This window comes from Burkholderia sp. Ac-20379 (assembly GCF_017104645.1).
Classification (GTDB): Bacteria; Pseudomonadota; Gammaproteobacteria; order Burkholderiales; family Burkholderiaceae; genus Burkholderia.
This window is the reverse complement of sequence record NZ_JAAGPF010000162.1, coordinates 1-16,525: the sequence shown is the minus strand read 5'-3', so window position 1 is coordinate 16,525 and position 16,525 is coordinate 1. Positions and strand designations below refer to the sequence as shown.

Annotated in this window: 14 protein-coding genes and 1 pseudogene; 7 read left to right on the top strand and 8 right to left on the bottom strand. The window is 70.0% G+C overall.

Annotated features, from left to right (window positions below; translation table 11 throughout):
- A partial coding sequence (locus G3N92_RS20070) for a hypothetical protein (RefSeq protein WP_206129326.1) occupies positions 1–234 on the top strand: 234 nt, incomplete at its 5' end.
- A gap of 149 nt (positions 235–383) precedes the next feature.
- Here the strand turns inward: G3N92_RS20070 and G3N92_RS20065 are convergent.
- Together G3N92_RS20065 and G3N92_RS20060 are read right to left on the bottom strand one after the other, a co-directional pair.
- Positions 384–2,063: a peptidase S10 gene (locus G3N92_RS20065; protein WP_206129325.1), complete on the bottom strand. Its 1,680-nt coding sequence runs from the start codon at positions 2,061–2,063 to the stop codon at positions 384–386.
- 154 nt (positions 2,064–2,217) lie between these two features.
- A complete protein-coding gene (locus G3N92_RS20060) occupies positions 2,218–3,495 on the bottom strand; it encodes an MFS transporter (protein WP_206129324.1) in 1,278 nt (425 codons plus the stop codon).
- Between the two features lie 101 nt (positions 3,496–3,596).
- On the opposite strand from G3N92_RS20060, the gene G3N92_RS20055 reads away from it, so the two are divergent.
- Positions 3,597–4,586, top strand: coding sequence for a LysR family transcriptional regulator (locus G3N92_RS20055; protein WP_206129323.1), 990 nt, complete (start codon positions 3,597–3,599; stop codon positions 4,584–4,586).
- A gap of 36 nt (positions 4,587–4,622) precedes the next feature.
- On the opposite strand, the gene G3N92_RS20050 is transcribed toward G3N92_RS20055, so the two are convergent.
- Complete coding sequence (locus G3N92_RS20050) at positions 4,623–5,384, bottom strand: 3-oxoacyl-ACP reductase (protein ID WP_206129322.1); 762 nt, start codon at positions 5,382–5,384, stop codon at positions 4,623–4,625.
- Between the two features lie 65 nt (positions 5,385–5,449).
- Positions 5,450–6,124: a phospholipase gene (locus G3N92_RS20045; RefSeq protein WP_206129321.1), complete on the bottom strand. Its 675-nt coding sequence runs from the start codon at positions 6,122–6,124 to the stop codon at positions 5,450–5,452.
- Between the two features lie 253 nt (positions 6,125–6,377).
- Here G3N92_RS20045 and G3N92_RS20040 point away from each other — a divergent pair, with 253 nt between their 5' ends.
- Together G3N92_RS20040 and G3N92_RS20035 are read left to right on the top strand one after the other, a co-directional pair.
- Positions 6,378–7,589, top strand: coding sequence for an AAA family ATPase (locus tag G3N92_RS20040; RefSeq protein ID WP_206129320.1), 1,212 nt, complete (start codon positions 6,378–6,380; stop codon positions 7,587–7,589).
- Entirely contained in the window at positions 7,586–9,367 is a 1,782-nt protein-coding gene (locus G3N92_RS20035) for a cobalamin biosynthesis protein CobT (protein WP_206129319.1), read from the top strand. Before G3N92_RS20040 ends, G3N92_RS20035 begins: the two co-directional genes overlap by 4 nt.
- Before the next feature lie 117 nt (positions 9,368–9,484).
- Here the strand turns inward: G3N92_RS20035 and G3N92_RS20030 are convergent, their stop codons facing one another.
- Positions 9,485–10,285, bottom strand: coding sequence for a lysozyme inhibitor LprI family protein (locus G3N92_RS20030; protein WP_206129318.1), 801 nt, complete (start codon positions 10,283–10,285; stop codon positions 9,485–9,487).
- A 247-nt stretch (positions 10,286–10,532) separates the two neighbouring features.
- Here G3N92_RS20030 and G3N92_RS20025 point away from each other — a divergent pair, with 247 nt between their 5' ends.
- A complete protein-coding gene (locus tag G3N92_RS20025; protein ID WP_206129317.1) occupies positions 10,533–10,817 on the top strand; it encodes a hypothetical protein in 285 nt (94 codons plus the stop codon).
- A 50-nt stretch (positions 10,818–10,867) separates the two neighbouring features.
- Here G3N92_RS20025 and G3N92_RS20020 read toward each other — a convergent pair whose 3' ends face one another.
- The 3 genes from G3N92_RS20020 to G3N92_RS20010 all read right to left on the bottom strand — a co-directional run bounded on the left by G3N92_RS20020 (position 10,868) and on the right by G3N92_RS20010 (position 13,977).
- Complete coding sequence (locus tag G3N92_RS20020; RefSeq protein ID WP_206129316.1) at positions 10,868–12,127, bottom strand: Zn-dependent hydrolase; 1,260 nt, start codon at positions 12,125–12,127, stop codon at positions 10,868–10,870.
- Positions 12,117–12,653 carry an L-2-amino-thiazoline-4-carboxylic acid hydrolase gene (locus G3N92_RS20015; RefSeq protein WP_206129315.1) on the bottom strand — a complete coding sequence of 179 codons (537 nt, stop codon included), beginning with the start codon at positions 12,651–12,653 and terminating at the stop codon, positions 12,117–12,119. Before G3N92_RS20015 ends, G3N92_RS20020 begins: the two co-directional genes overlap by 11 nt.
- A 136-nt stretch (positions 12,654–12,789) precedes the next feature.
- A complete protein-coding gene (locus tag G3N92_RS20010) occupies positions 12,790–13,977 on the bottom strand; it encodes a branched-chain amino acid ABC transporter substrate-binding protein (RefSeq protein ID WP_206129314.1) in 1,188 nt (395 codons plus the stop codon).
- A 180-nt stretch (positions 13,978–14,157) separates the two neighbouring features.
- Between G3N92_RS20010 and G3N92_RS20005 the strand changes: the two genes are divergently transcribed.
- Both G3N92_RS20005 and G3N92_RS20000 read left to right on the top strand, forming a co-directional pair.
- Complete coding sequence (locus G3N92_RS20005; protein WP_206129313.1) at positions 14,158–15,084, top strand: LysR substrate-binding domain-containing protein; 927 nt, start codon at positions 14,158–14,160, stop codon at positions 15,082–15,084.
- 415 nt (positions 15,085–15,499) lie between these two features.
- Positions 15,500–16,417, top strand: a pseudogene (locus G3N92_RS20000) (nitrite/sulfite reductase); the annotation flags it as partial.
- Between the last annotated feature and the right edge of the window lie 108 nt (positions 16,418–16,525).

Genomic DNA, 16,525 nt, shown 5'->3' with positions numbered 1-16,525 from the left:
CGAGAGAAGCTTGGCTTCGTTTCGGCGCTGCGTTTTCAGCAGCAGAGAAGCGAGATTATGAAGAACATTTTGAAGCGCGTCAACTACTTTTTTCAGCGCTTCGATCAACAAACTGCATCGATCGAGTTCCTCATCAGTTCAAGGATGCTGCCAACAATCCGGCGCTTTCCTTGTCCTGCCTTGCTTCCCCTCTCGTTCTGCGTTTCCGTCATCGCGAGAGAGGCCGAATTCTAAGCACCGAACTCGCTTCGTGCAAGTGTTTTCGCAAAGAAAATGCATGAAGGGCGCCGCTCGCGCGGCGCCCTTCATGCCAAGCCTTTGATCTCAAAAGAATAAACGGGATATACGGTTGTTCATGCAACCAACTCGCACCCCGGCCATCCTCAATCGGACGGCTCCGACGCCTGGTAGAAGCGCGCGAGATCGCCCTTCATCGCATGCAGCGCGGCGTCGTCGAGATAGATCATGTGGCCGGTCGGGTAGTAGCGCAGCGCGAGATTCGCGCGCAGCGAACGGTCGAGGCCCAGATGCGACAGCGCGTATTCGGTCGCGTAGAACGGCGTCGCCAGATCGAAGTAGCCGTTCAGCGACATCACGCGCAGCTTCGGGTTCTGCCGCATCGCCTCGGCCAGATCGCCGGCCGCATACGGCACGGCCAGTTGCTCGCCCCACCACGCGCGATGCTTCCAGTCCCATTGGCGCAAGGCCGCATCGTTGAACACGCGATACCGGTCGGTCGGACGGTAATCGAGATCCTGCGCGAGATGCCGATGCAGCGCGGCGTCGAACACGCTCGAAATGCTCGTCGCCGATGCGTCGTAATCGGGGCGCTCGCCCGCATCGTCGTAATCGATCCCCTCGAAGCGCGCGTCGTAACGGCCCAGGCTGCGCGACTCGCCGCGCAGCAACTGCTTGCGGAATCGCGACGGCCCCACGCGCAGCCGCGCATCCTTGATGAACTGCACATCGAGCCCGGTATAGCCGGCGATGCGCGCGGCAATCGCGTCGCGTTCGGCATCGGGCAGCGCGTCGCCCGCGGCCAGCGCCTGTTGATACGGGCCGCGCGCGAACGCCCGCACCTCGTCGAGAAACGCGGGCAGGTTCGCCGGCTTCGGCGAGAGGCGGCCGTGATACCAGGCGATCGCCGCATACGTCGGCAGATAGCTTTCGCTCTCGAAATCGGAGCCGGGCGAGAACGCCGCCGAATCGAGCACGGACGACATCAAGATCACGCCGTTCAACGCGATGTTGCTGTCGTTCAGCCGATGCGCGAGCATCGCGGCCCGCGCGGTGCCATACGATTCGCCGAACAGGTACTTCGGCGAATCCCAGCGGCCGTATACGGTCAAATAGCGCTCGATGAAATGGTCGAACGCGTTCAGATCGCTGTCGACGCCCCAGAAGTTCTTGCCCGTCGCGTGGCCCACCGGGCGCGAGAAGCCGGCACCCACCGCGTCGATGAAGACGAGATCGGTCTGGTCGAGCAGGCTGTCGGGGTTGTCGGCGAGATCGTACGGCGCCGGCCCGCTGACGGCGGGGCTGGCCGTATGCGCGCGCTTCGGGCCGAACGAACCCATCATCAGGAACATCGTGCCGGCGCCCGGCCCGCCGTTGAACAGGAACGTCACGGGCCGCGACGCGGCGCGCTTGCCGTTCGCGGTGTACGCAATATAGAAGACGCTCGCGGTGGCCTCGCCGGCATCGTCGCGCAGCAGCAGGTTGCCGGCGGTGGCGGTGTAGTCGAGCGTGCGGCCGTCGAGCCGGATCGAATGGCGCGTGACCGAGCGGGTTTCGGGCGGAACCGGAATGACGCGATCATTGCCGTCGCTTCCGTGCGATGCGCCGGCAGCCGCCTGGGCCTCACGCGAGCGGTTCGCGGACGGCGCGCTCGCGGCCGACGGCGCTTGCGCGGACGAAGCAGCCGGCACGGCCTGCGCCGACGAAGCGGACACGACGGACGCAGCGGCATTCGCAGCCACCGCCTCGGCCGCCCCCGCCGCCCCCATCGACATCGCAACGAGCCACCCGACACAACACAACGATGCGTTCAAACGTAGCGGCATGACATCCTCGGTCGGCGAACCCGCGCATGAATGGTTTGCGGATTGTCGACAGATCGCCCGTGCGCGTCAACGGCGCGCCGCCGCCCGCCCATGACAAAACGGGCGAGCCATCCGGCCCGCCCGCTTGCCCGACGCCACATCGTGCACGTTCGGCTCAACGCCGGCCCAGCATCCGCACGGCCAGCGCCGTCAGCGAGGTGGCCACGGCCAGCACCACCACCGCCGTCCAGCCCCACTGCGCGAACAGCAAGGTCGCCAACCCGGCGCCGGCCGACATGCCGATGAACATGCCGACGAACAGCACCGCGTTGAGTCGGCTGCGCGAGGCGGGATCGATGCCGTAGACGATCGTCTGATGCGCGATCAGCGTCGACTGGAAGCCGAGGTCGAAGCCCACCGTGCTCAGCGCGATCAGGGCGAGCTGCGCCGACACCGGCAGCCACGGCGCGAACCCCATCGCGGCGAACGACACGGTGGCCACGCCGATGCCGAGCCGCGTGACGAACTCCGAGCCGCGGCGGTCGGCCAGCCGGCCGGCCAGCGGCGCGGCCAGGGCGCCAGCCGCACCGGCCAGGCCGAACGCGCCGGCCGCCGCGCTGCCGAGATGGAACGGCGCGCCGTGCAGCATCACGGCCAGCGTCGTCCAGAAGCCGCTGAAGCCGATCGCGAGGATGCCCTGCGCGAATGCGGCGCGGCGCAAGGCCGGATGCTGGCGCCACAGCGCGCCGAGCGAGGCGATCAGCGCGCGATACGGCAATTGCGTGGTGGGCCGGAAGCTCGGCAGGCCGCGTGCGGCCGCCACGCCGATCGCGGCGACGCTGACCGCCGCGATCACGAAGGTCGCGCGCCAGCCGAGGCTGCCTGCCACCACCCCGGCCACCACGCGCGACAGCAGGATGCCGAGCAGCAAGCCCGTCATGACGGTGCCGACCACCTTGCCGCGACTCGCGTCGGGCGCGAGCGTCGCCCCGGCCGGCACGACGTCCTGCGCAAGCGTCGCGGCCAGCCCCACCGCGAAGCTCGCGGCAAGCAGGAAACCGATCGACGGCGCGAGCGCGGCCAGCAGCAACGCGGCCACCAGCACGCCGGCCTTGACGAGAATCACGCGCCGCCGGTCGAAGCGATCGCCGAGCGGCGCGAGCAGCAGGATGCCGAGCGCATAGCCGAGCTGGGTCAGCGTGGGCACGAAGCCGACCAGCCGGTCCGACGCGCCGATGTCCGGCCCAAGCACGCCCAGCATCGGCTGACTGTAATAGAGCGGCGCCACGCCAAGCCCGGCGGCGGCGGCCAGCAGCAGCACGAGGCGCGGCGTCAGCACGGCCTGCTGGCCGTGGCCGGTGGAGGCCGAAGCGGGGGCGCTGCGATGCGCAGCCGGCATGACCGCCTCGCGGACAACTTCGCCGGCGGCTTCGAAATCGGGGGTCGAGCTCATGATGCGATTCCATCTCGTCGTGAATCAGGAATCGCGAGTGTGACGGCTGCGGCGCAGGGCCGGTAGTGGCACCGCCCGCACATTTGCTATACGCTCCACGCATGACCACCAAATCGCCCGCCAGCCCGGCTTCTGGCGCACGTCACCGGGTTCCGGAAGCGTCCCCCGACGATGCCGGCTATCGTTTTCAATTGATGGAAACATTCGTACGTATAGTCGAATCGGGCAATTTGTCGGCGGCGGCGGCCTTGCTGCGCACCACCCAGCCCACCGTCAGCCGGCGCTTGCAGGCGCTCGAGCGCTCGCTCGGCGTGCGTCTGCTGCACCGTTCGACGCATTCGATGCGGCTGACGGTGGATGGCGAACGCGCGTTCAAGCGCGCCAAGGAATTGCTGGCCAGTTGGGCCGCGTTCGAAGCCGATCTGCGCGGCGCGCAGCAGGAGCCGGAAGGCCCGCTGCGCGTGACGGTGCCGCATGCGTTCGGCCAGCAGATCTTCGTCGAGCCGCTGATGCGTTTCCTGCGGGCGCACCCGCGCGTGACGGTGGAATGGCTGCTGCAGGACGAAGTGCACGATTTCATCGGCACCGGCATCGATTGCGCGATCCAGGTGGGCGAGCCGACCGACCCGTCGGTGGTGGCGATCAAGCTGGCGAACGTGCCGCGCATCGTGGTGGCCGCGCCATCGCTGCTGGAAGGCGGGCGGATTCCGGCCACGCCGGAGGAGCTGGCGCCGCTGACATGGCTGGCGCTGCGCACCTATTACCGCAACGAGATCGCGCTCACGCATCGCACGACCGGCGAGACGCGCCGCTTCACGATCCAGCCGCGCATGAGCACCGACAACCTGTTCGCGCTGCGCAGCACGATGCTGCACGGGCTGGGCGTGGGCATCAGCTCGTCGTGGCTGCTGGCCGACGATCTGGCCGCCGGCCGGCTCGTGCACGTCGCGCCGGAATGGCGCGCCCCGCCGCTGCCGGCCTACCTCACGTATCCGCACGCGCAGTTCTATCCGTCGCGGCTGCTGCGCTTCGTCGCGACGATGCGCGAGGCGGTGCCGGGCCTGGTCGAAAGCGATACGCTGCCCGGCTGAGGCGTCAGCCCTGGCGCAGCCCTGGGCAGCCCCCGGTCACCCCTTGACCAGCCCGCCGTCGACGATCAGGTTCTGCCCGGTCACGGCGCGCGACCACGGCGACAGGAAGAACAGCACGGCATCGGCGAATTCCTCGGGCGTGGTCACGCGGCGCAGCGGCGTGAAGCCCGCGATCATGTCGAACACGGCTTCGGGCGTGGCACGGCTCGCGTCGGTGCTGCGCAGCAGCCCGCCCGACACCATGTTGACGGTGATGCCGTCGGGGCCGAGATCGTTCGACGCGGTGCGCGTCAGCGCCAGCAGCGCGGCCTTCGACGCGGTGTAGTCGTGATACGGCACGACCGGGTTCTGGACGAGGTTGGTGCCGACGTTGACGATCCGCCCGAAGCCGCGCTCGCGCATGCCGGGCAACACTGCCTGCATCGTATTGAGCGCGCCCTTGACCGCGCCTTCGAGCTGCTGCTGCATGCGCGCCCACGAGATGTCGGCGAGTTGCGGCCGCGCGTCGCCGTCGAAGCGGAAGCTGGCCAGCGCGTTGTTGACCACCGCAGTCATCGGCTCGCCGGTGCGTTCGCGCGCCGCCTCCACCATCCGGCGGACTTGCGCCGCGTCGGTCACGTCGGCCTGCAGCGCGATCGCGCGCGGGCCGAGTTCGGCCACCAGCGCCTCGGCCGCCGCTTCGCTGTGCAGGTAATTGACGATCACGCCCGCGCCCTCGCGCGCCAGCGAACGCGCGATCGATGCGCCCAGCCCGCGCGCGCCGCCCGTCACGAGCACCCATTGTTCCGACAAGTTCATTTGCTGCGTCTCCGGATCGTCAAAGCGCGATTATCTCGCGCGCGAGACGATCCGCGCAGCAGCGCTCAAGCCTGCCCGATACGCGCGTCCGCCCACGCCGCGAAATCGCCGACGATCTCGCCCGTCAGCTGATGGCCGACCGGATAGCGGCGCACGGCGTGCGGCACGCCGAGTTCGGTCAGCATCGCATCGGCGCGCTCGGCCCACGACACCGGCAGCTTGTCGTCGTACTCGCCGTGCGCGACGAACGCATCGAGGCCGGCCAGCGCCTCGCGCGGCGCGACGTGCGGCGCGATCTCGGGCAGGATCCGGCCGCTCAGGATCGCGAAGCCACGCACCCATTCCGGCGCGCTGAGGCCGACGCTCGCGCTCATGATGCCGCCCTGGCTGAAGCCGCCGATCAGCGTCGGCAACGATTCCGCGCCATCGGCCTCGCGCAACGCGCGCAGCAGCGCGATCAGTTGCAGGCGGCTCGCGTCGGCCTGCGCGGCGTCGATGGCCGGGCCGTTCGGGCCGAAGCGCACGTGGAACCACGCGAACTGCCCGGGGCCGAGCGTCAGCGGGCCGCGCACGAACAACAGGTCGAGATCGGCCGGCAGCGCGTCGGCCACGGCGGCCAGGTTGGTTTCGTTGCCGCCCACGCCGTGCAGCAGCAACAACCGGGCGCGCGCCGCGCCGGCGGCCGGGCGGCGGCGGAATGCGAGCGTCGAGCCGGGAAGCTGGGTCAGGTCGGTCGTCATCGAATCGGGCTCCGGGTTGCGGGCGGCCCGCTTCCGGAAGCGAGGCCGCTCTATATATAGAGGGACGGTTCGTGCGGCTGCGCGAACCGGAAGCGCCAGTCTGAATCAATCCTTCCAAGCAATAAACCACTGACGCGAAATGCATTGCCTCCCGAACGGAACGAATTGCGGGGATCGTCGCGCTTTTGCGCCGTATCGGGCGGCGGCGCACAATGGCAGCTTCCCGACCGCACGCCGCCACCGCCGCCCGCCGATGAGCACCCTGCCTGACTCGCTTTCCACCGAGCCGTCGCCCGTCGGCGTCTATGCGCGCGACGACGGCGCCTGGCTCGTCAGCCATTCGGACCGGCCGCACATGTATCGGATCCAGCATCGCCGCGCCAGCGGCGACACCGATATCGACACCGTCATCGATCTCGACAACCTCGACGCGAAGCTGCGCAAATGGCAGCGCGAAGGCTACGCGCGCCGCGACGACAGCGGCGAGGCCGCCGCGCCGCCGCATCGCGCACGCTTCCTGGCCGACCTGCGCGACGCCGCCCGCGACACGGCGGCCGAGGCCGCGCAAGCCGCCGAGGCCGATACCGACGCCTGCGTCGCGATCGCCGGCGTGCCGTTGCCGCGCGGCGCGGGCGGCCCGCTGGTGCCGGCAGCGAACCCGGCCTACCTGTTCGGCGAGCGCGCGGCCAACGTGGTGCGCGACATCGCCGAGAACCGCCGCCTGCTGCTGATCGGCCACACCGGCACCGGCAAGACCAGCCTGATCGAACAGACGGCCGCGCAGGCCGGCCAGGGCGTGCTGCGCGCGAACATGAACGGCCAGACCACGGTGGGCGATTTCGTCGGCTTCTGGACGGTCAAGGGCGGCGAGACGATCTGGGTGGACGGCGTGCTGCCGACCGCGATGCGCGCCGGGCTGTGGCTGATCGTCGACGAGGTGGATTTCGCCGAGCCGGCGATCCTCGCGGTGCTGACCGCCGTGCTCGAGCCGGGCGGCCGCCTGCTGCTGAAGGAAAAGGGCGACGAGATCGTGGCCCCGCATCCGGCGTTCCGCCTGTTCGCCACGGCCAATGCGGCCGGCGCGATGAGCCGCTTCCGGCATCTGTATCAGGGCGCCAACGTCATGAACGACGCGTTTCTCGATCGCTGGCGCGTCTACGAGATCGGTTATCTGTCGCCGGCCGAGGAAGCCGAGGTGCTGCGCCGCACGTTCGGGCCGCGCGTCAGCGCGCCGATGGCCGAGACGCTGGCCGCGATCGCCGCCGCGTGCCGCGCGGCGTTCGAGCGCGACGATCTGGCCAGCGCGTTCTCGACGCGCCGCCTGATCGACTGGACGGCGCTGATGCTGCGCACCGGCGACGCGGAAATCGCGGCCGGCCCGACGATCTACGCCAAGGTGAGCGCCGACGACGCCGCGTTGATCCGCGACATCGTCCGTCATTACATCGGGCAGGAACCGGCATGAAACCGGGCGAAGCCGAGGCCGCAGCCACCGACGATCCCGGCGAGCGGCTCGGCAAGCTCGCGCGCGTGCTGACCGGCGACCCGCGCGTGCAGGTGCGGGTGTCGCGCGACGGCCCGCGCATCGACCTGGCGAGCGACGAGGCCGGCGCGACCGTCCTGACGCTGCCCGCCACCGCCGGCGACGCGCCGCTGTCGGCCGACGCACTGGCGGGCTGGGCCGATCTGCTGGCCGCGCGGCTGCGCTTCGGCTATCCGGCGCAGCGGGCCGGCGTGACCGCCGACGTCACGCGCGCGCTGGCCGACACCATCGACGATGACCGCGCGAGCCGTGCGCGGGCCGCGCGATTTCCGGGCGCGGCGCCGCTGCTGGCGCGCCAGCGCGAAGCCGCCGCGCGCGACACCGCCCGGCGCTGGCCCGCGCTGAACTGGCGCGACCGCCTGATCTGGCGCATCGCGCGCGAGCTGCATGGCGAACCACCGACGCAGCCCGAACGCGTCGCTTCGCTCGACGCCACGCTGCACGCCAGCCAGGCGTTGCTCGACGATGCTCGCGCCGCGCGCTCGACGGCGGACAGCATCGAAGCCGCGAGCCGGATCGTGGCCCACGTGCGCGGGCTCGCGCGCGGCAACGTCAACACCATGATGCTCACGGTCGATCGCGAAACCTCGCTCGACACGCCCGACACCGCGATCGAGATCGATCCCGACGACGCCTTCGGCAGCGCACCCGCCACCGACGCGGCCGCCGCGAGCGCCGAACTGTCGAACGCCGCCACGCTGTCCGACGGCGCATCCTCGGAAAACGACCGCGCCACCGGCGACAGCGCGCCCTCGCCGCGCGCCGCGCCCGCGCCGGCCGCGCCGCTACGCTCGATCCCGATCACCACCGCGTTCGACACCGTCACCGACCTGACCGGCAGCGGCGACGCCACCGCGTGGCGCAAGCTGCGCAGCGCGGCGCGCGCGCAAACGTCCCGCCTGAAGGCGCAGCTCGAACGCGCGCTCGAGGCCGACGAACATCTGCACTGGCGCACCGAGCAGGAACGCGGCGAACTCGACCGCCGCGCGCTGGCGCGCGTCGCCACCACGCCCGGCTATCGCACGCCGTTCCGCACGCGGCGCACCACCTCCGGGCGCGACACGGCCGTCACGCTGCTGATCGACCGCAGCGGCTCGATGGCCGGCCGCAAGATCGAACTCGCGCGGCTGTGCGCGGCGGCGCTGTGCGACGCGCTCGCGCAACTGGGCTTTCCGTGCGAGGCGCTCGGCTACAGCTCGATCGACGATCCGGCGATGCGCGCGTTCCACGACCGCTGGCTTGCGCAGGGCCACGCGCAGCACGGCTACAACCGCTTCGTCGAGCGGCTCGACCTGGAAATCTACAAGCGCTTCGATTCGGACAATCCGAGCGGCCTCGCGCGCATCGAGTGCGGCCACGAGAACCCGGACGGCGAGGCGCTGAGCTGGGCCGCCGAACGCCTGCTCGCGCGCCGCGCGCAGCGGCGCATCCTGATGGTGCTGTCGGACGGCTATCCGGCCACCGGCGACGGCGATCCGGCGCGGCTGCGCGCGGACCTGCGGCTGCGGATCGCGGAAGTGCGCGCACGCGGCATCGAGTTGATCGGGGTGGGCATCCTGGACGATGCGGTGGAGGCGTTCTATCCGGCCAGCACCGTGGTGGAACGGCTGCCGGATCTGCCGGCCGTCGCGTTCGAGGCGCTGGGCCGCGCGCTGCTCGGCGAACGCGGCCGGACGCAGTGGCCGGCCGGTTTTGCCTGACGTGCCAGGCGCTTGAGGTGCTCGAGGTGCTCGAGCCGCTTGAGAATTGCGTGAGGATTCGAAAAAACGCGCCGCCGCGCACGGTTTTGCGTGCCGGCGGCGCCGATTCGTGCAGGATCAGTGCAGGAACTGCAGCGAGCCGAGCACGCGCGCGGTGTCGTCGTCGTTGCCGACGATGCCCTGCGTATCGGCCACCACGGCCTGGGTGCCGTTGCTCAACACGGCCCACAGGCATTCGCCGCCCGCGGCGTGAAAGCCCGTTTCGGGATCGCTGACGCCGCACGTCTGCACGGCGCGCATGCCCTGCCAGCCGCGGCCCGCGAAGCGCTCGACGTCGGCGGGCATGCCCCGCCCGGCGCTCGTCACCCATTTGCCGTCGTCGTCCTGCTTGAACAGCGCCTCGCGCTGCGCCACGGCTTCCAGCGGGCCGCTCACCACGTTCAGCTCGACGAAGTAATCGCTGTTGTCCATGCCCCGGCCGACCAGCGCGACGCAGTGCTTTTCGCCGGTGCCCGGGCACGGCGTGACGGGCTTGCGGTTGGACGGGTAATCGAACGCGATGCCGAGCGCCGCACTCGAATAACGGCGCCATTCGGCCGACTTGACGGCGGCCAGCGCGCCGAGCCGGCCACGATAGGCCTGCTCGATGCAGGCCGCGTCGCCGCAGCGGTTGCGTTCGGCCAGCCAGGCACGCTGGCTGCGCGCCACGGCGGCCGGATCGGCCGCGCGGGCCAGCGTCTGGCGGTAGGTGGTGTCGAGTTGCGAATCGAGATCGCCGAGCGCGGGCTGGCTGCAAATGCTGCGTTCGATACCGGTGCGCGCCGCCTTGCAATCGAAGCTGGCCGCCTGCGCGGCGTGCGCGCCGATCCCCGCCACGGCCGCCATCAGGAAGGCTGCCGCGAAATGTCGTGCTCTCATCTGTTATTACCCTCGTGTTTGGACTGGTCTCGGCGGACGGCGGCCGAAACCCCGCGCCGCCCTGCCGGTCGCACAGGATACCGGCTCGCCGGCCCCGCGCCGAACATCGGGCTTCGTCGCACATTGTTCACACAACGGAAACGAAGTGTTCGGCCTGGCAGCGATGATCGCGCCGGCGAATTCGCGGATACTTCCGCCTGTCCCTGTGCGGCGCCCCGCGCCGCCAACCCAGTCCAAAAAACGCCCTATGTCTTCCAGAACGCCGCTTACCGTCTTGCTCGCGGCCTGTCTGACGCTGTGGCTCGGCGCATGCGCGAGCGTGTCCGAGGTCAGCGCCACCGACAAGCCGCATACCTACACCGTCAACACCCGTTCGCACGGCGCCGTGCTGTCCTGGGCCGCCGCGCATCAGAAGGCGATCAGCACCGCCGATGCCTACTGCGCCCAGCAGGGCATGCGCGCGAGCCCGGGGCTGGAACATGTGTCCGATAGCGCCACGCACCTGACGTTCCAGTGTCATCCGACCCTGTGACGCACACCGGCCGCGCGCGGGCCTGACGCCTCGCGCGCGACGCCCCGGCCTCAGGCCTGCACCGGCTCCTGCGCGCTGGCCAGCACCGCGTGCAGCAGCACGTTGGCGCCCGCCTCGGCCCATTCGGGCGTGATCGCTTCCGCTTCGTTGTGACTCAAGCCGTCGACACACGGCACGAAAATCATGCCGGCCGGCGCGACCCGCGCGAGATAGCAGGCGTCGTGGCCCGCGCCCGACACGATGTCGCGGTGCGACAGCCCGAGCGCCGCGGCCGCATCGCGCACCGCCTCGATGCAGCGCGGCGCGAACGGCACCGGCGCGTAATCGAAGATCTGCTCGATGCGCACGCCCAGCCCGGCATCGCCCGCGATCCGCGCCACTTCCGCGCGCAGCTTGGCATCCATCTCGGCCAGCACCGATGCGTCGGGATGGCGGAATTCCACCGTGAAGAAGCACTCGCCCGGCACCGTGTTGCGCGAGTTCGGGCGCGCCTCGATCATGCCGACCGTGGCGCGCGCGTCGGGTGCGAGGCGGCGGCCGAGCGCATCGACGAAATCGATCACGCGCGCGGCGCCCACCAGCGCGTCGCGGCGCGCGTCCATCGGCGTGGTGCCCGCGTGGGCGTCCACGCCCGTGAACGTCAGTTCGTACCAGCGCTGCCCCTGCCCCGCCGTGACCACGCCGATCGTGGTGCCGGCGCGCTCGAGGATCGGCCCTTGCTCGATATGCAGTTCGTAGGCGGCATGCACGGGATAGCCGCCCACCGGCGCGTCGCCCGCATAGCCGATCGCGGCCAGCGCGTCGCCGAGCGTGACGCCCTGGCGATCGGTGCGCGAGCGGCCGTAGTCGAGCGTGAACACGCCCGCGAACACGCCCGACGCCACCATCGCCGGCGCGAAGCGCGAGCCTTCCTCGTTGGTCCAGAGCACGACGTCGATCGGGCGCTCGGTGTCGATGCGCGCGTCGTTCAGCGCGCGCACCACCTCCAACCCACCGAGCACGCCGTAGATGCCGTCGTAGCGGCCGCCGGTCGGTTGCGTATCGGCGTGCGAGCCGGTCATCACGGGCGCGGCGTCGGCCACCCGGCCCGCGCGGCGCGCGAACACGTTGCCCATCGCGTCGACGCGGATCGTGCAGCCTGCCCCGCGCGCCCATTCGACGAACAGATCGCGCGATTCGCGATCGAGTTCGGTCAGCGCGAGGCGGCACACGCCGCCCTTCGGCGTCGCGCCGATGCGCGCCATGCGCTCCAGCGAATCCCAGAGCCGCGCGCCGTCGACGCGCAGCGCCGCATTGCGTTCATTCGCCATGGCTCGGCTCCTTCGCATCGCGCACGGCGTAGCGGAAATCGCAGCGCTTCGCGCCCTGCATGATGGTGGTGGTGCGCGTCAGCGCGACGCGCGGGTCGTAGCCGCGAATGAAATATTCGTCGCGCGCGCAACTGAGCAGATGGCCGATTTCGCCAAGCCCCATCGCGTGATACATCTCGGCGTACGCGCAGCGATGCACGTCGTAATCGTAATGATCGGCGTCCTCGCGCCGTACGCTCACGTCGAGCGCGTCGTCCTTCTCCCACAGCACCTGCAGCGCCACGAACGAGGCGATGCTCGCACCGTCCGGCTCCTGCGCCGCGAACGACTTGCCCGCGTCGACGGCCGCGCCGCGCACGGCCTCGGCGATCACGGCCTGCGCGCGCTCGGTGCCGAACTCGCGCTTCATGATCTCGTAGATCGGCTTGATGATTTCCGCCTCGATCCGGCGTCGCGCGAGGATGCCCAGGCGGGTGTCGGTGTCGGCGTCGCCGTTCGGGGCGGTGGGCTGGGTCGGCTCGGTCATGGGAGCTCCTGACTTGGGGGTTCGTGTCGTTATGGTTGTGGGGGTGCTGCGAAGGCCGTCGCCATGCAACGGCGAACGGGCGGCGCCGGTTCGTCACCGGCCGCCGCCCATTCGCGCCGAAGCCCGGCTTCGGGCCTCAGTGCGCCGCGGCGCCCGCGCCGCCGAGCACGTCGACGACGTTCCACTTGCCGTCGCGCACCTGGTAGATCGTGTAGGCCGGGTCCTTCAGGTTGCCTTGCGCATCGAACTGGATGCGGCCGGTCACGCCCTGCCGGTCGACCTTGTGCAGCGCGGCCACCAGCTTGGCCGGATCGGTCGAGCCGGTTTGCTGCGCGACGGCGATCAGCGTGGCGGCGGCGTCGTAGGCGAACGGCGCGTGCAGTTCGATCGGCGCGTGGTAGCGCGCACGGTATTGCGCGTCGAACGCCGGGCCACCGGGCATCTTCGCGAGCGGCCGGCCTGGTTCGAGCGCGGTCACGCCCTCGCCGTCCTTGCCGGCCAGCGACAGGAACGTCTGGCTGACGAAGCCGCCCGCGCCGAGCAGCGTGGCGTCGATGCCGAGCTGGTGCATGCGGCGCGCGATCGGCGCGGCCTGCGCGTCGAGGCCGCCGAAGAACACCACGTCCGGCCGCTTGCTCTTGATCGCGGTCAGCACGCCGCTGAAATCGGTGGTCTTGTCGTTCACGTATTCGCGATCGACGAGGTTGCCGCCGTCCGCCTTCACGCCCTTCACGAACTGGTCGGCCAGGCCCGAGCCGAACGAGGTGCGGTCGTCGAGCACGGCGATGCGCTTGGCGTGCAGCGTCTTGACCGCGTACGCGCCGGTGTAGGCGCCGCCGGTATCGTCGTGGCCCATGATCCGGAATGCGGTGTCGAAGCCCTGCAGCGTGTACTGGTGGCCCGTGGAGGCCGGCGCGATCTCGGGGATGCCCGCGTCGTGATAGACGCGCGCGGCCGGCACGCTGCAGCCGGTGTTCCAGTGGCCCACCACGCCGATCACGTGCTGCCCGACCAGATCCTGCGCGACCGTCACGGCCGTGCGCGGGTCGGATTGATCGTCGACCGCCACCAGCTTGTAGACGACCGGCTTGCCGCCGATGGTCGGATGCGTGCGGTTGGCGTCGTCGAGCGCGAGCTGCGCGCCGTTCTGCAGATCCTTGCCGATCCGCGCCGACGGGCCGGTCAGCGGCGCGGCCAGGCCGATCAGCACGGTTTGCGGCGCATCGGCCGCCATGACGGCGGGCGCGGCCAGCGACAGCGCGAGGGTGGCGGCGGCCGCGATGGCGGTGCCGGCGAACGGAGCGGACAGGACGGTTTTTTTCATGATCGGGGGAGCGTGTGGCGGACGATTAAAACATGAAAAATATTAAATAGTCGATCCGACAACGGCAAATATCCATTGATTGAATGCTTATGCCGCACCGACCATATTGACTCAAACCCTTACGAAACAAGGATTTTGGAATGCGAGCCAATCTCAAAATTATTCGATAGAATTCAAAACATGAAAAATATCGAACAATTAGCCAACGATCCGCCGCTGCGCGCGGTACGCGCGTTCGAGGCGTTCGCCCGCCTGGGCTCGGTCACGGCCGCCGCCGCCGAGCTGGACATCACGCCGTCGGCGATCAGTCACCAATTGCAGCTGCTCGATGCGTTCATCCGCACGCCGCTGACGGTGCGCGAAGGCCGCGCGCTGGCGCTGACCGACGAGGGCCGCGATTACTACCGCTCGATCAGCGCGGCGTTCTCGGTGCTGCGCAGCGCCACCGGCTTCGTGCGCGACCGCTCCTCGCTGCGGCAGATCACCGTCAGCCTGATTCCGCTGTTCGGCATCGGCTGGTTCGTGCCGCGGCTGCATCGCTTCCTCGATGCGAACACCGACGTCGACGTGACCGTGCTCTACGCGAACCATCGCAACTACCGCAGCGATGCGTCGGATCTGTCGATCCGCTTCGGCGCGGGCGACTGGCCCGGCTACCGCTGCGAGAAGCTGCTGCCGGGCGCGATGGTGCCGGTCTGCCACCCGTCGTTCCGGCGGCGCTTCGGGCCGTTCCGCAAGCCGGCCGATCTGGCCGTGGTGCCGCTGGTGCACGACGAGGATCGCAGCACCTGGGTCAACTGGCTGCGCAGCGCGGGCGTGCGCAACGTGCCGCCGGTGGTGGGGCCGATGTTCGAGGATGGGCAACTGACGCTCGGCGCGATTCGCGCCGGGCTCGGCGCGGGGCTGATGCGCGCGCCGCTGATCGAGGCGGAGATCGCGAGCGGCGAGGTGGTGCAACTGTTCGACACGGCGCTCGACGACGGCCGCGACTACTACCTCTGCACGCGCGACGACGCCGATCTGCCCGACGGCGCGCAGCGGCTCGCGCAATGGCTGCGCGACACGGCGGCGGAATCGATGCGGCTGACGGCGGCGGGCAAGCGCTGAAGCGCCGGCGCGATCGCATGGCATTCGACGCGACGACAACGCGGCACGCTGGCCCGCTGCCCTCGCATCGCGCAATGAGGACTCCGGCACGGGCTAGCGTGCCGGAGCGGTTGCCTGCCGCGCCACAGGCATGCGGCCGCAAGCTCTGCGGGTTTAGGGGTGATGACCCAGGCACTCGCGCAGTAATCCCGGCACGGCGAAAGACGAAGGGGTGACACAGCGCCGTGCTCTGCGGAGCATGGTCGCCTGCCGCGCGCCGTGCGTATAGCAGCAGGCGGCGGAAAAACGGGCGCAGCAGATCCGCGGCCAAACTGCTGTGCCGCTTTTCGCGCGATCTGCTGCTTGTCGCGTTCGAGCCGCGGCCGTAACGTCGTCGCTTCCCGGCGCGCACGCCGAGCCTTCCCCTGCTCCCCCCATGTATCGATATACCGATTTCGACCGCGCCTTCGTGCGCAGTCGCGCCGCGCAATTCCGCGATCAACTCGAACGCTGGCAGGACGGCCGGCTCGCCGAGGACGCATTCCGCCCGCTGCGGCTCCAGAACGGCTGGTACGTGCAGCGCCATGCGCCGATGCTGCGCGTGGCGGTGCCGTACGGCGAGCTGTCGAGCGCGCAGTTGCGCGTGCTGGCCCGCATCGCGCGCGACTACGACGTGCCCGAGCCCCACGTGTATCGCCAGGCGCTCGACGCGCAGCGCGCGCTCGGCACGGTGCGGCTGCCCACGCGCCACGCGCACTTCACGACGCGCACCAACGTCCAGTTCAACTGGATTCCGCTCGACCGCGCGGCTGACGTGATGGATCTGCTCGCCACCGTGGACATGCACGGCATCCAGACGAGCGGCAACTGCATCCGCAACATCTCGTGCGACGAGCGCGCGGGCGTGGCCCCCGACGAGATCGCCGATCCGCGCCCGTTCGCCGAAATCATGCGGCAGTGGACCACCCTGCATCCCGAGTTCGCGTTCCTGCCGCGCAAGTTCAAGATCGCGATCAGCGGCGCGGCCGAGGATCGCGCGGCCACCGGCTGGCACGACGTGGGGCTGCGCCTGCTGCACGACGCGCACGGCGAGCTGGGCTTTCGCGTCACGGCCGGCGGCGGCATGGGCCGCACGCCGCTGATCGGCACGCTGATGCGCGCGTTCGTGCCGTGGCGCGACATCATGAATTACATCGAGGCGATCGTGCGCGTGTACAACCAGTACGGCCGCCGCGACAACAAATACAAGGCGCGCATCAAGATCCTCGTGAAGGCCGAAGGCCAGCGCTTCATCGACGACGTGGACGCCGAATTCGCGCAGATCGTCGGCCACGACGGCGGCCCGCACACGATCCCCGACGCCGAACTCGCGCGCGTGCGCGCCTGCTTCGCGACACCCGAGGCCGTCTCGCGCCGCGCGCCCGATGCCGCAGATCGGAAGGCGTTCGTGTAGGGGAAGGAG